This is a genomic window from Pseudomonas sp. ok266, from assembly GCF_900110195.1.
Taxonomy (GTDB): domain Bacteria; phylum Pseudomonadota; class Gammaproteobacteria; order Pseudomonadales; family Pseudomonadaceae; genus Aquipseudomonas; species Aquipseudomonas neuropathica.
Genome location: NZ_FOCU01000006.1, coordinates 13,476 through 26,459 on the forward strand (window position 1 = coordinate 13,476; position 12,984 = coordinate 26,459).

Annotated in this window: 10 protein-coding genes; 6 read left to right on the forward strand and 4 right to left on the reverse strand. The window is 60.0% G+C overall.

Features of this window, described 5'->3' with window-relative positions; genetic code table 11:
- The first annotated feature begins 7 nt into the window (after nucleotides 1-7).
- The 3 genes from BMY54_RS12130 to BMY54_RS12140 all read left to right on the forward strand — a co-directional run bounded on the left by BMY54_RS12130 (nucleotide 8) and on the right by BMY54_RS12140 (nucleotide 3,720).
- A complete protein-coding gene (locus BMY54_RS12130) occupies nucleotides 8-1,153 on the forward strand; it encodes an ABC transporter ATP-binding protein (protein WP_175559591.1) in 1,146 nt (381 codons plus the stop codon).
- Nucleotides 1,150-2,652: a glycoside hydrolase family 32 protein gene (locus tag BMY54_RS12135; protein ID WP_093432648.1), complete on the forward strand. Its 1,503-nt coding sequence runs from the start codon at nucleotides 1,150-1,152 to the stop codon at nucleotides 2,650-2,652. Before BMY54_RS12130 ends, BMY54_RS12135 begins: the two co-directional genes overlap by 4 nt.
- 75 nt (nucleotides 2,653-2,727) lie before the next feature.
- Nucleotides 2,728-3,720 carry a LacI family DNA-binding transcriptional regulator gene (locus tag BMY54_RS12140; protein WP_093432650.1) on the forward strand — a complete coding sequence of 331 codons (993 nt, stop codon included), beginning with the start codon at nucleotides 2,728-2,730 and terminating at the stop codon, nucleotides 3,718-3,720.
- A gap of 47 nt (nucleotides 3,721-3,767) precedes the next feature.
- Here the strand turns inward: BMY54_RS12140 and BMY54_RS12145 are convergent, their stop codons facing one another.
- The 4 genes from BMY54_RS12145 to BMY54_RS12160 form a co-directional block, all read right to left on the reverse strand.
- On the reverse strand, nucleotides 3,768-6,167 hold the full coding sequence (locus tag BMY54_RS12145; protein WP_093432653.1) for a TonB-dependent receptor: 2,400 nt from the start codon (nucleotides 6,165-6,167) through the stop codon (nucleotides 3,768-3,770).
- Between the two features lie 66 nt (nucleotides 6,168-6,233).
- On the reverse strand, nucleotides 6,234-7,181 hold the full coding sequence (locus BMY54_RS12150; protein ID WP_093432657.1) for a FecR domain-containing protein: 948 nt from the start codon (nucleotides 7,179-7,181) through the stop codon (nucleotides 6,234-6,236).
- Nucleotides 7,181-7,690: a sigma-70 family RNA polymerase sigma factor gene (locus tag BMY54_RS12155; RefSeq protein WP_093432660.1), complete on the reverse strand. Its 510-nt coding sequence runs from the start codon at nucleotides 7,688-7,690 to the stop codon at nucleotides 7,181-7,183. Before BMY54_RS12155 ends, BMY54_RS12150 begins: the two co-directional genes overlap by 1 nt.
- Before the next feature lie 90 nt (nucleotides 7,691-7,780).
- Complete coding sequence (locus tag BMY54_RS12160) at nucleotides 7,781-8,680, reverse strand: helix-turn-helix domain-containing protein (RefSeq protein ID WP_093432663.1); 900 nt, start codon at nucleotides 8,678-8,680, stop codon at nucleotides 7,781-7,783.
- Between the two features lie 162 nt (nucleotides 8,681-8,842).
- On the opposite strand from BMY54_RS12160, the gene BMY54_RS12165 reads away from it, so the two are divergent.
- The 3 genes from BMY54_RS12165 (at nucleotide 8,843) to BMY54_RS12175 (ending at nucleotide 12,863) form a co-directional block, all read left to right on the forward strand.
- Nucleotides 8,843-10,201: a glutamine synthetase family protein gene (locus BMY54_RS12165; RefSeq protein WP_016984752.1), complete on the forward strand. Its 1,359-nt coding sequence runs from the start codon at nucleotides 8,843-8,845 to the stop codon at nucleotides 10,199-10,201.
- 275 nt (nucleotides 10,202-10,476) lie between these two features.
- Nucleotides 10,477-11,565: a polyamine ABC transporter substrate-binding protein gene (locus BMY54_RS12170; RefSeq protein WP_093432666.1), complete on the forward strand. Its 1,089-nt coding sequence runs from the start codon at nucleotides 10,477-10,479 to the stop codon at nucleotides 11,563-11,565.
- Nucleotides 11,562-12,863 (forward strand): NAD(P)/FAD-dependent oxidoreductase, encoded by a 1,302-nt coding sequence (locus BMY54_RS12175; protein ID WP_093432669.1) that lies wholly within the window; start codon nucleotides 11,562-11,564, stop codon nucleotides 12,861-12,863. The genes BMY54_RS12170 and BMY54_RS12175 overlap by 4 nt, the downstream gene beginning before the upstream one ends.
- The last annotated feature ends 121 nt before the right edge of the window (nucleotides 12,864-12,984 follow it).

Sequence of the window (12,984 nt, forward strand, 5' to 3'; positions counted from 1 at the left end):
CCGCATCGTGATGAAATTGAAACTGGACAACGTCAACAAACAATTGGGCGGCGCGCGGATTCTTCGCGACATCAACCTGGAGATCGCTGCGGGTGAATTCGTGGTGTTCGTCGGTCCTTCGGGCTGCGGAAAGTCGACGCTGCTGCGGCTGATCGCCGGACTGGATTCGATCTGCGCCGGCGACCTGCTGATCGACGGGCGCCGGGTCAACGACCTCGAACCGCGCGAACGTGGCGTCGGCATGGTGTTTCAGTCCTATGCGCTGTACCCACACATGAGCGTCTACGACAACATCAGTTTTGGTCTCAAACTGGCCAAAACTGAAAAGAGCAGCTTGCGCGAGCGGGTACTGAAAACTGCGCAAATCCTGCAATTGGACAAACTGCTGCAACGCAAGCCAAAAGAGTTGTCTGGAGGGCAGCGTCAGCGTGTAGCCATGGGCAGAGCCATGGCGCGGGAACCGGACATTTTGTTGTTCGATGAGCCGCTCTCCAACCTGGATGCGTCCTTGCGGGTGCAGATGCGCAACGAAATCGCCCGGCTGCATGCCCGACTGCGCTCAACCATGATCTACGTCACCCACGATCAGGTCGAAGCGATGACCCTGGCCGACAAAATTGTTGTGCTCAATGGCGGCCACGTCGAGCAGGTCGGCTCACCGCGCGAACTCTACGAGCGCCCTGCCAGCCGCTTTGTCGCCGGTTTTCTCGGTTCGCCGAGAATGAATTTCCTGCCGACCCGCCTGCGTGCGCCGGGCGAAACCAGCCTGGTTGATACTCCGGTTTTGGGGATGACCACCCTGCCCTTCGACAGCTCGAACCTGGCGGCAGATGCCTCGCTGAGCCTGGGCGTTCGCCCGGAACACCTGTCACTCAAAGCGGCGCCGGGAAGCGCTGGCGTCGTCGTGACCGGGGTCGAATACCTGGGCAGTGAAACCTATGTGCACCTGGATACCGGGCAGGACGAGCCATTGATCTGTCGTTGTGAAGTCAACGCCGAATGGCAGGCAGGCGATCGGGTCGAGCTGCAACTGGACATCGACAAGATCCACCTGTTCGACACCGACGGCACGGCATTGAAGCGCCACCCGCACGCCATTGAATCCGTGGCGGATGACCTCTCTTTGCGCTCAATCCGAGCAAACGCCCTATGACTTTGTCTTTGAATACCCCGAGCGACCCCATGTCTTCGACCCTTGACCTTGCGCAGCGCGCCTTGGCTGACAACCAGTCCCGCGTCATTGAGGATTATCGACCCGGTTATCATATTGCCCCGCCGGCAGGCTGGATGAACGACCCGAACGGGGTCGTGTACTTCCGTGGCGAGTATCACGTTTTCTATCAGCATCATCCCTTCGACGCAAAATGGGGGCCGATGTATTGGGGCCACGCCAAGAGTGCCGATCTGGTGCACTGGCAGCACCTGCCCATTGCGCTGGCACCCGGCGATGAGTGCGACCGCGACGGCTGTTTTTCCGGTAGCGCGGTGGTCTGTGGCGATACTCTGGCCCTGATCTATACCGGGCACACCTGGCTGGGCGAAGTGGGTGACGAACGCTTGATCCGCCAGGTTCAGTGCCTGGCAACCAGTACCGATGGCATCCGCTTCGTCAAACACGGCGCAGTGATCGACAGCGCGCCGCAAGACGCCATCATGCATTTCCGCGACCCCAAGGTCTGGCAGGAAGATGGCTATTGGTACCTGATTGCCGGCGCACGTCTGGGCGACAGACCGCTACTGCCGCTGTACCGCTCCACGGATCTGCACGTCTGGGAATTCCTCGACTATGTGTCCGCCGGCAGCGAGGGCGATGGCTATATGTGGGAATGCCCGGACCTGTTTCGCCTGAATGGACGCGATGTGCTGCTGTACTCACCACAAGGCATGCAAGCCGACGGTTATGACCGGCTCAACAAATACCAGAGCGGTTATCGAGTGGGCCAGCTCGACAACCAGTGGCACTTCACCGGCGGGCCTTTTATCGAGCTGGATAACGGCCACGATTTCTATGCAGCGCAAACGCTGTTGGCCGCCGATGGTCGGCGCCTCGTATGGGCATGGCTGGACATGTGGGAAAGCCCGATGCCGAGCCAGGCCCATCACTGGTGCGGCATGCTCGGATTGCCCCGCGAACTGGAACTGTGCGCCGATCGCCTTCGCGTGTATCCGGCACGCGAGCTCAGCGCGCTGCGAATGGCGCCATTGCCGGGTACGCCTTGGTGGGAAGCATCGGGAGCCCGCTGGGTGCCGGAGGTAAACGGCGACATGCTGGAAATCCATGTGCATCTGGATCTGCTCGGCTGCACTGACGGCCACTTGGGAGTCGCCCTCCGTTGCAGCGACGATGGCCGCGAAGAAACCCTTCTCTACTATGATCCGTCACTGCAGCGCCTGGTGCTTGATCGCAGCCGCTCGGGTGCGCAAGTCACAGGCCAGCGCAGCGTGGCGATAGACCCGACACAAGAGCGCTTGGAACTGCGCGTGTTTCTTGATCGCTCATCCATCGAGGTATTCGACGAAAACGGCCGCTTCAGCCTCAGCAGTCGCCTCTATCCGCGTTCCGACAGTCTGGGCGTGAAGCTTGTGGCCAGCGGGAGTGGCGGGCGCGTCTCGATTGCCAAGGCATGGCCGCTCGGTTCGGGATGGTCATGAGCGGCGTCATTCGGGTCGCGAGAAGCCCGGGCCCTGTGTCATGATTCTGCGTCAACCTGACCGGCCGCACTTCGCATGACTTCAGTGAAAGACGTTGCACAGCTGGCCGGCGTGTCCCTGATGACGGTGTCTCGAGCGCTCAATAGTCCGGAAAAACTGAGCCCCGAAACCCTTCTACGGGTGCGTCGAGCCATTGATGAACTGCAATTCGTACCCAGCCTGTCAGCGCGCAAGATGCGCGGTGACAACCTCCAGTCGCGAACCATCGGTGTGTTCGCGCTGGACACTGCGACCACGCCCTTCGCGGTCGAGCTGTTGCTGTCCATTGAGCAGACCGCGCAACAGGCCGGTTGGAATGTCTTTATCCTCAACCTGCTAAGCAACCCGCCCACCGACCAGAACATCGACCTGATGCTGTCGCACCGTCCGGACGGCTTGATCTTCAGCGCCATGGGGTTTCGCCAGGTCAGCATTCCCGAGCGCTTGAAGAGCAAGCCTCTGGTGCTCGCCAATTGTCTGGCAGATGACAGCAGCCTCGTCAGCTATGTACCCGACGACGAAATGGGCCAGTATCGCGCCGTACACCACGCGTTGAGCCTCGGCTACAAGCGTCCGCTGTGTATCAATCTGCCGAAACAGAGTCTGGCATGGGGGCTGCGACAAAAAGGCCTGCAGCGTGCCTGTCAGGCATTCGGACTGGCGCCGGACACGCTCCTGCAATACGACCTTTCCGATCATGATGCCTATGGTGAAACAGCCGCTATCCTCGACCGGCATGTCATTGATGGTCGTCCCCAATTCGATATTTTGATCTGTGGCAACGACCGCATTGCCTTTTGTGCCTATCAGTTGTTGTTGGGGCGAGGCCTGAAAATTCCCGACGATGTCGCCGTCCTCGGCTACGACAACATGATCGGCATTGCCGAGTTGTTCATCCCTCCGTTGACCACCGTGCAACTGCCGTACTACGAAATTGGGCGCCAGGCTGCACGGCATCTGATCGAGACCCTGGAGCTTTCGGGAACCCAGCGAGTTGACTGTCCATTGGTGGTCAGGACATCACTGTAAGAGTGGGTCAGCTCGCTGAGAGCACGTTTTTGATTTTCCGAGTGGAATCAGAAATCCACCGTCGCTGAAAGCAGATAAGTTCTCGGTGTCGACAACGTCAACCCCGGTTCACTGTCATCCGAAGCGCCTGCTGAACTCCAGTAGCGTTTATCCAGCACGTTCTCGACGTTGGCGCGCAGGGTGATGGTTTTCTCATCGACCTTGAAGGCGTACCGCGTACCCACGTCAAAGCGCTCCCAGGAGTCGATTTCCTTGTTGTTCGACTGATCCAGATACTGCGAGCTGGAATAAATGCCGCGCCCGCTCAACGTCAGGCCCTGCACCGTCGGCACGTCCCACTCGGCGCCGAGATTGACGTTGTATTTCGGCGTGGCCGGCGCGCGATTGCCGTCGAACGTGCCGTTGGTGGTGTGGGTCAGCTCGCTGTCGATGTACATCACGCCGCCGAGCAACCGAAGGCCTTTGAGCGGTTCGCCAAACATGCTCAGCTCCACGCCGTTGTTCTGTCGTTTGCCGTTCGGGCCGAAGACCCGGGTCGTGGCGTTGGTTTCATAGGCGGGTTGCTTGATCCTGAATACTGCTGCCGTTAAAGCATACGAACCGGCGTCGTACTTGGCACCGATCTCGACCTGACGGCTGATAAACGGCGGGAAGATTTCGTCTTCGTTCACTGACGTTGACGGCGCGATCTTGCCCTGGCTCAGGCCTTCCATGTAGTTGGCGTAGAGCGACAGCTTGTCAGTCGCCTTGAACAGAATGCCGCCCGAGGGCGAGACCTTTTCTTCGTCGTAAGCCGTGTCGCCTTTGACGTCATCGCTCCAGTCATCGACTTTCACTCGTTGCCAGCGAGCGCCGAGGGTCAGCAGCAATCGATCATCGAAAAAGCCCAGCGTGTCGGATAACGCCACGCCGCTGAAGCGGTTTTCCGTGTAGACCTTGGCGTCATAGCGCGTCGGCGTGCCGGGTTTCGCGGTTTGCACCGGGTCGTACAGGTTGCTGCGACCGGCCGCGTAACGCGCGCCGCCGTTCTCGAAATCCATATAAAAGTAGCTGGCCGCCAGATTGACTTCATGGCTCACCGGCCCGGTATGGAACCAGTTGCGCACGCCGGCCGTTGCGGTACGGACATTCTCGTCGCGGGTGAAATCACGCGGTTGAACGCTGAAATCACCGGCATCGTTGGTCACGGAAACCGCATGCCGAAGGAAGTCATGATTGCTTTTGCGAGCACCGACACCGCCGTAGACCATCACCGAATCACTGACATCAAACTCAGCGTTGAGCGTGCCGAAGGTGTCCTCGGTTTTCGCCTGAGTCCACGGTTGCGCGTAGTTGCGATGCACCTTGTTCGCGCTCGGAACCTTGGCATTGGCGGCGACCTGCACGCGCTCCTGCGGCGCGTCGGTATCGCGTTCGGTGTGGCCGATATCGGTCGAAAGCCTTAGCCGCTCACCGCGAAAATCCAGGCCGAGCACGGCCATGTCGCGGTCGACACTTTGATGATCCCACTCGGTATCACCGGACTGCTTGACGCCGTTGAAACGCAAGCCGAACTGATTGTCCTCACCGAACCGCCGGCCGACATCCACCGCGCCGCCAACCTGATTGTTCGACGCATAATTGGCCGTCAGCGAGGTGATTGGTTTGTCGGTGGCACGCTTGGGCACCACGTTGATGCCCCCGCCCACGCTACCCCGTGGCGAGATGCCGTTGATGAGCTGACTCGGGCCTTTGAGAATGTCGACGCGATCGGCCATTTCCATGTCGATCGTGTAAGTCGGCAAAACACCGTAGAGGCCGTTATAGGCCACGTCGCTGTTGAACAGACTGAAACCACGGATGGTGAATTGCTCGTAACGACCACCGGCCGGATTGGTCGCGCGCACCGACGGGTCGCTTGCAATCAGATCGCCCAGCGTGCGCGCCTGTTGGTTTTTCACCGTCTCGCTGGTGTAGGTGGTCATGCTGAACGGGGTTTCCATGAAGTCTTTCGACCCCAGCAAACCCTGCGAGCCGCGCCGCGCAACCTGGCCTCCGGCAAAGACATCAGCGCCTGTCGAATCGCTGGCGCCGAGGATCGAAGTCGGCGCCAGTTGCAGGCTTCCGGCCTCCGCTGCGGGCACCAGGGTGTAAGCGTGCTCACCCAGCGGTTGCAGTTGCAAACCAGAGCCGAGCAACAACCGGGTGAACCCCTCCTCCACGCCAAACTCGCCGGACAAACCATTGCTGTTGCGCCCGCTGACCAGCGCCGGATCCACCGACAGATTGACCCCGGCCAACCCGGCAAACCGCGTCAGCGCGGCACTCAGGCTGCCGGCCGGTACCTGATAACTGCGCCGGGCGTCTTCGGCCCAACTGGTCTGGATCAACACGGGGCTGGCACTCAGGCTCAGCAAAAGGCTCAACTGCAACAACGGACGCAAACGACTTGGAAATACTGCGGGCATTGGAAGACGCTCTCGATTTGTTCACTTGCCTGGAATGACCAGCGAGGCGAAAAAAAGGGACAGGCTTCAGACGAAATTTTTTCGCGGCGCCAGCGTTACCCAGAAACGCGTGCGCGAATGCACCTCCAACGGCAGGCTCGCCGCCAGCAGCGCCAGCACTTTATCGGTGTCGTCGAGGCGGAAACTGCCGGTGACACGTAGACGCTCAAGTGCCGGCTCCCAGCGCAGAAGCCCCGAGCGATAACGGCTCAACTCGCGAAGAAAGTCCCCCAGCGGCTGGTTTTGCGCCATCAACACACCGTCACGCCAGCCCGGCATTTTGGCGTCGAACAGCGCGACCGGCCCGGCGCCGGAAGCGTGCAGATTGACCTGTTGCCCGGCGCTCAACCAAAGTGCCGGCCCGCGCAACGGCTGCAATTGCACCGAGCCGCTGACCACCGACACGTTGCAGTCACGCTGGTTGAGGCGCACGCAGATTTCGCTGCGGCTGACAACGATCCGACCGTACGGCGCGTTGACCGTCAACGCCGTGCTACCCGGAACGTTGAGCGCCATTTCGCCGCGCACCAACGTCAATTGACGGCTGGCCAGATCGACGTTCACCGCACTGGCGGTGTTCAGTTGCAAGGTGCTGCCGTCGGCCAGCCGTGTTCGCGTGTGCTCTCCGGTGGAAGTCTGCAAATCCGCGCGCCAGACGTCGAGCGGCAACTGGCGACTGATCAACCACGCCGTAGGCACCAAAGCCGCCAGCCCCAGCGCCCTTTTCAATGCTGCCCGCCGCGCCAGATCCGGGCGATCGAGTGTTGCCATGGCCAATTCTGCTGGCAGACTGGAAAAGCGCTGACGCAACGATTGAAGCTTCTGCCAGGCGTTTTCATGGCGGCTATCGCTGTCGCGCCAGTGCTTCAGTCGCACGTGATCGGCTTCACTGGCCTCGCCAGATTCGAGCAATGCCAACCACTGTGCGGCGGCACGGGCGACTTCGCGCGCTTCGTTGCTGGGCGCGATACGCATCATAGATCCAACATCAAGCAATGCTCGTAAGCCTGCGCCATATAACGTTTTATTGTGCGTTCTGAGACCTGCAAGCGCTCGGCGATTTCGCGGTAACCGAGGCCTTCAAGCTGACTCCACAAAAACGCCCGGCGCACAGCCCGGGGCAAACCATCGAGCAGTTCATCCAGCGCTTGCAGGGTTTCCAGCAGCAGCCAACGTTGTTCGGGCGACGGCACGCACTCCTCCGGCAACTGCGCCAAGGCTTCGAGGTAGGCTTTTTCCAGACTGCGGCGGGTGTAGAAATTGCTCAGCAGGCGTTTGCCCACGGTCAGCAAGTACGCGCGCGGTTCACGCATGTCGGCAATCGGCTGAGCGCTGCACAGCACGCGCAAGAACGTGTCCTGGCTCAGGTCCGCCGCATCCCAGGCATTGCCCATGCGCCGGCGCAGCCAGGTTTCCAGCCAGCCTCGGTGATCGCGATACAGTTCGTGCAGGTGCTGCGGCGATGGCGTCGCTGCTTCAGTCATCTCAAAAGTCCTGCGCGAAGTCAGTTTCAAATGAGAGTGATTCTATTTAACTTCAGCGCTGACACAAAGCCTTTTTAACCGCGACAGCTTTCATGAGCGCTTCAAGGTCTCGCTCGGCAACTCCTTGAACAACGCCCGGTAACTGCTGGAAAACCTTCCCAAATGCCAGAACGACCAGCGCATCGCGACCTCGGCCACGGTGGTCTCCGTCGGCCGGCGCTTGAGCAATTCGCGGTGTGCACTGTTCAACCGGCGCAGGCGCAGCCAGTGACTCGGGGTCATCCCGGTGTAGGCCTTGAATGCCTGCTGCAATTGGCGCAACGGCACGCCTGCCACGTGTGACAACTCAAGCAGATTGACGGTGTCTTCCGGCGAATCCGCCGCCCACTCCCCCACCCGTTTCATGATCATCCGCTCTTCGCTACGCCGCTGTAATCCGCCGCGATCGAGGCTGGTGTGAGCGTTGTCGAGGATGAACAGACAGTCTTCAAGTAGCTGCTGCGTCAAAGACTCTTTATCAAGCAGATCAACGGCTTGTGAAACCTTCGTGAGAGTTGAGCTTAACCAGCGACTGAACAAAGCGTTCTGTCCGCAATTGAGTTGCGTCATGAACAACCCTTCGAGTTTCGCCACATTCAGACCGTGCTGGCGGACAAATTCCGGACCGAACACCACGGCGATTTCCTGGTAGTTCTCCGGGGTGATCCAGATGTTGCGGCTCTCTTCATTGAGCAGATACAGCGCGTTGTCGCTGCGATCGAAACAGAACGCCAAAGCACCCGATGGCGCGCTGAAATTCTGCTCGACGCGGGTGTTCATCTGCTCTTCGTAGACCTCGACACCCTGCAGATCCAGATAACGGATCTGCCCGGCGAAATGGCCCGGCGACATCTGTTGGTAATGCTGGACCCAGCCCGGTGTGGCGCGGACTTGCTCGGCCACATCGGCGGTGTTGAACGCTTGAACCTGGAGCGAATTGCACGTTGTCATGGGGTGACCTTGCGCACTCTTTTGGTGCGCTTTGGTGCTGCTTAAAGTGGATAGATGGAACTGCAAGGCTCGCCCAAGATAGTCGTCAACGCGCCACAGGGGAAGGGGCGGAAGATGAAACCCGCCCTCCCCGGCGTCTATAAAACCAATAACGAGGTCTTTATGAATGCCCCTTTCGATCAGCTGTTCACGTGGCTGAAAGATCACAAGATTACCGAAGTCGAATGTGTGGTCAGCGACCTGACCGGCATTGCCCGCGGCAAGATCGCACCGACCAACAAGTTCCTGCATGAGCGAGGCATGCGCCTGCCGGAAAGTGTGCTGCTGCAAACGGTAACCGGGGATTTTGTCGACGACGACATCTACTACGACCTGCTCGATCCTGCCGATATCGACATGGTCTGCAAGCCAGTGGCTGACGCGGTTTACGTGATTCCATGGGCGATCGAGCCGACCGCCATCGTCATCCACGACACCTTCGACAAGTTCGGCAACCCGATCGAACTGTCGCCGCGCAACGTGTTGAAGAAAGTCTTGCAGCTGTACACCGACAAAGGCTGGAAGCCGATTGTGGCGCCGGAAATGGAGTTCTACCTGACCCAACGCTGCGAAGACCCGGACTTGCCGCTGAAGGCACCACTCGGCCGCTCGGGCCGTGCTGAAAGCGGTCGGCAGTCGTTCTCCATCGATGCCGCCAACGAATTCGATCCGTTGTTCGAAGACGTCTACGACTGGTGCGAACTGCAAGGCCTGGACCTCGACACGCTGATCCACGAAGACGGCCCGGCGCAGATGGAAATCAACTTCCGTCACGGCGACGCCCTCGATCTGGCGGACCAGATCACCGTGTTCAAGCGCACCATGCGTGAGGCCGCACTCAAGCACAACGTTGCGGCGACCTTCATGGCCAAGCCGATCGGCGACGAGCCGGGCAGCGCCATGCACATTCACCAGAGCGTGGTGGACATTGCCACGGGCAAACCGATCTTTGCTAACGCTGACGGGCAGATGAGCGAACTGTTTCTGCACTACATCGGCGGTTTGCAGAAGTACATCCCGAAAGTGCTGCCGATGTTCGCCCCAAACGTCAACTCGTTCCGCCGCTTCCTGCCGGACACCTCGGCGCCGGTCAACGTCGAATGGGGCGAAGAAAACCGCACCGTCGGCCTGCGCGTGCCGACTTCAAGCCCGGAAGCCATGCGCGTGGAAAACCGCTTGCCGGGCGCTGATGCCAACCCGTACCTGGCGATTGCCGCGAGTTTGCTCTGCGGTTACATCGGCATGGTTGAAGGCATCGAACCGAGCGCTGCGGTCCATGGCCGTGCTTACGAGCGCCGCAACCTGCGCCTGCCGATCACCATCGAGGAAGCGCTGACGCAAATGGAAGAGTGCGAGGCCGTTGCGCAGTACCTGGGCGACAAGTTTGTCCGTGGCTACGTCGCGGTGAAACGTGCCGAGCATGAAAACTTCAAGCGCGTGATCAGCTCGTGGGAGCGTGAGTTCCTGATGCTGAGCGTCTGAAACACAACACTTACCCCTGTGGGAGCGAGCGTGCTCGCGAAGGCGTCAGCACAGTCACCATTGATGTTGCCTGACCCACCGCTTTCGCGAGCAGGCTCGCTCCCACAAGGGGAATAGCGAACCACCTGAAAAATCCAACAATCGATCGTTCCCACGCTCTGCGTGGGAATGCAGCCCGGGACGCTCCGCGTCCCATCCAAAGCCGAACGCGGAGCGTCCGTTGAGGCATTCCCACGCAGAGCGTGGGAACGATCATTCGAAAAAGAGGTGTCGAAATGCGTCTGTTGAAATCCGTACTCCCGGTTGCCCTGAGCGTGCTGTTTAGCGCTGTAGCTCACGCCCAGCCGACGGTCAGCGTCTACAACTGGACCGATTACATCGGCGAAACCACCCTCGCCGACTTCCAGAGCAAATCCGGGATCAAGGTGATCTACGACGTTTTCGACTCCAACGAAACCCTCGAAGGCAAACTCCTCGCCGGTCGCACCGGATATGACGTGGTAGTGCCGTCCAACCATTTCCTCGCGCGTCAGGTGAAGGCTGGCGCGTTCCTCAAACTCGACCGTTCGCAACTGCCGAACTGGAAAAACCTCGACCCGAAACTGCTCGAGCTGTTGGAGAAAAACGATCCAGGCAACCAGCACTCGGTGCCGTACCTGTGGGGCACCAACGGCATCGGCTACAACGTCGACAAGGTCAAGCAAGTGCTGGGCATCGACCACATCGATTCCTGGGCCGTGCTGTTCGAGCCCGAGAACCTGAAAAAACTCACCCAGTGCGGCGTGTCGATGATGGACTCCGCCGACGAAGTCTTCCCGGCGATGCTCAATTACATGGGCCTGGACCCGCGCAGCGAAAACCCGGAAGACTATAAAAAGGCTGAAGCGAAGCTGCTCAGCATCCGTCCGTACATCACCTATTTCCATTCCTCGAAATACGTGTCGGATCTGGCCAACGGTGACATCTGCGTGGCCTTCGGTTACTCCGGCGACGTATTCCAGGCCGCCAACCGCGCCAAGGAAGCCAAGAACGGCGTGAACATCGCTTACGCCATTCCGAAGGAAGGCGCCAACCTCTGGTTTGATCTGTTGGCCATCCCCGCCGATGCGAGCAACACCAAAGAAGCCCACGCCTTCATCAATTACCTGCTCGATCCGCAAGTGATCGCCAAAGTCAGCGCTTCGGTGGGTTACGCCAACCCGAACCCGGCCGCCAAGCAATATATGGATCAGGCGCTGGTCAACAATCCTGAAGTGTATCCGCCTCAAGAAGTCCTCGACAAGCTCTACATCTCTACCACCCCGCCTCAAGCGATCATGCGTCTGATGACTCGGTCCTGGAGCAAAGTGAAGTCGAACAAATGAATCAGTACACCCAGGAACACGCTCGCTCCTACTACGCTGCTTCGGCGCGGGCGACCACACCTTATCCGGTATTGGACGCTGACCTGACCGCCGATGTCTGCGTGATCGGCGGCGGGTTCACCGGGGTCAACACCGCCATAGAACTGGCTCAGCGCGGATTGTCGGTGGTGTTGATCGAAGCCCGGCGTGTCGGCTGGGGCGCCAGCGGGCGCAACGGCGGTCAGTTGATTCGCGGGATCGGTCATGAAGTTGAAGGCTTCGCCAAATATGTCGGCCAGGAAGGCGTGCGTTATTTGCAGCGCGCCGGCATCGATTCCGTGGAACTGGTGCGTCAGCGCATCGGCGACAACGGCATCGAATGTGATCTGCGCTGGGGCTTCTGCGATCTGGCCAATACCCCGGCGCAGTTCGACGCCTTTAAAGATGAATTGGTCGACCTCGCCGAACTCGGCTATGCCCACGAAACCCGTCTGATCGGCCCGGAGCAGATCCGCCAGCAAGTGGTGAATTCCGACATCTATGCCGGCGGACTGGTCGACATGGGTTCCGGGCACCTGCACCCGCTGGATCTGGTGCAGGGCGAAGCGCGACTGGCGGCGTCACTCGGCGTGCGAATTTTCGAGCAGAGTGAAGTGCTGGAAATCATCCACGGCCCGACCGTTCAGGTGCGTTGCGCCAAGGGCTCAGTGCGTGCCGGCAGTCTGGTGCTCGGCTGCAACGCGCATCTGGACGACCTCGAACAACAACTCAGTGGCAAAGTCCTGCCCGCCGGCAGTTACATCATCGCCACTGAACCGTTGTCCGAAGAACGCGCCGCGCAGCTGATCCCGCACAATCTGGCGGTGTGCGACCAGAAAGTCGGCCTCGATTACTACCGGATCTCGGCGGACCGGCGCCTGCTGTTCGGCGGTGCCTGCCACTATTCCGGGCGTGATCCGGCGGACATCGCCGCTTACATGCGCCCGAAGATGCTCAAGGTCTTCCCGCAACTGGCGGACGTGCGCATCGATTACCAGTGGGGCGGCAAGATCGGCATCACCGCCAATCGCTTCCCGCAGGTCGGCCGGCTCAAACAGCACCCGAACGTGTTCTACGCCCAGGGTTATTCCGGCCATGGCCTGAACGTCACGCACTGGTGCGCGAAACTGCTCGGCGAGGCGATTCATGCCGGTCACAGCCAAGGCATGGACGTGTTCAGCGGCGTGCCGCACATGACCTTCCCCGGCGGCCCGGCCCTGCGCTCGCCGCTGCTGGCACTGGGGATGTTCTGGTATCGCCTGCGGGAAATGCTCGGCTGACAGCACAAACCGCGCTGACACGATCTGAGCGTTCCCACGCAGAGCGTGGGAACGATCATCAAGCGCAGGTGAGCTATACACATTTGCTCTATCGCCAAGCACTTCTATATTGATGAGGTGC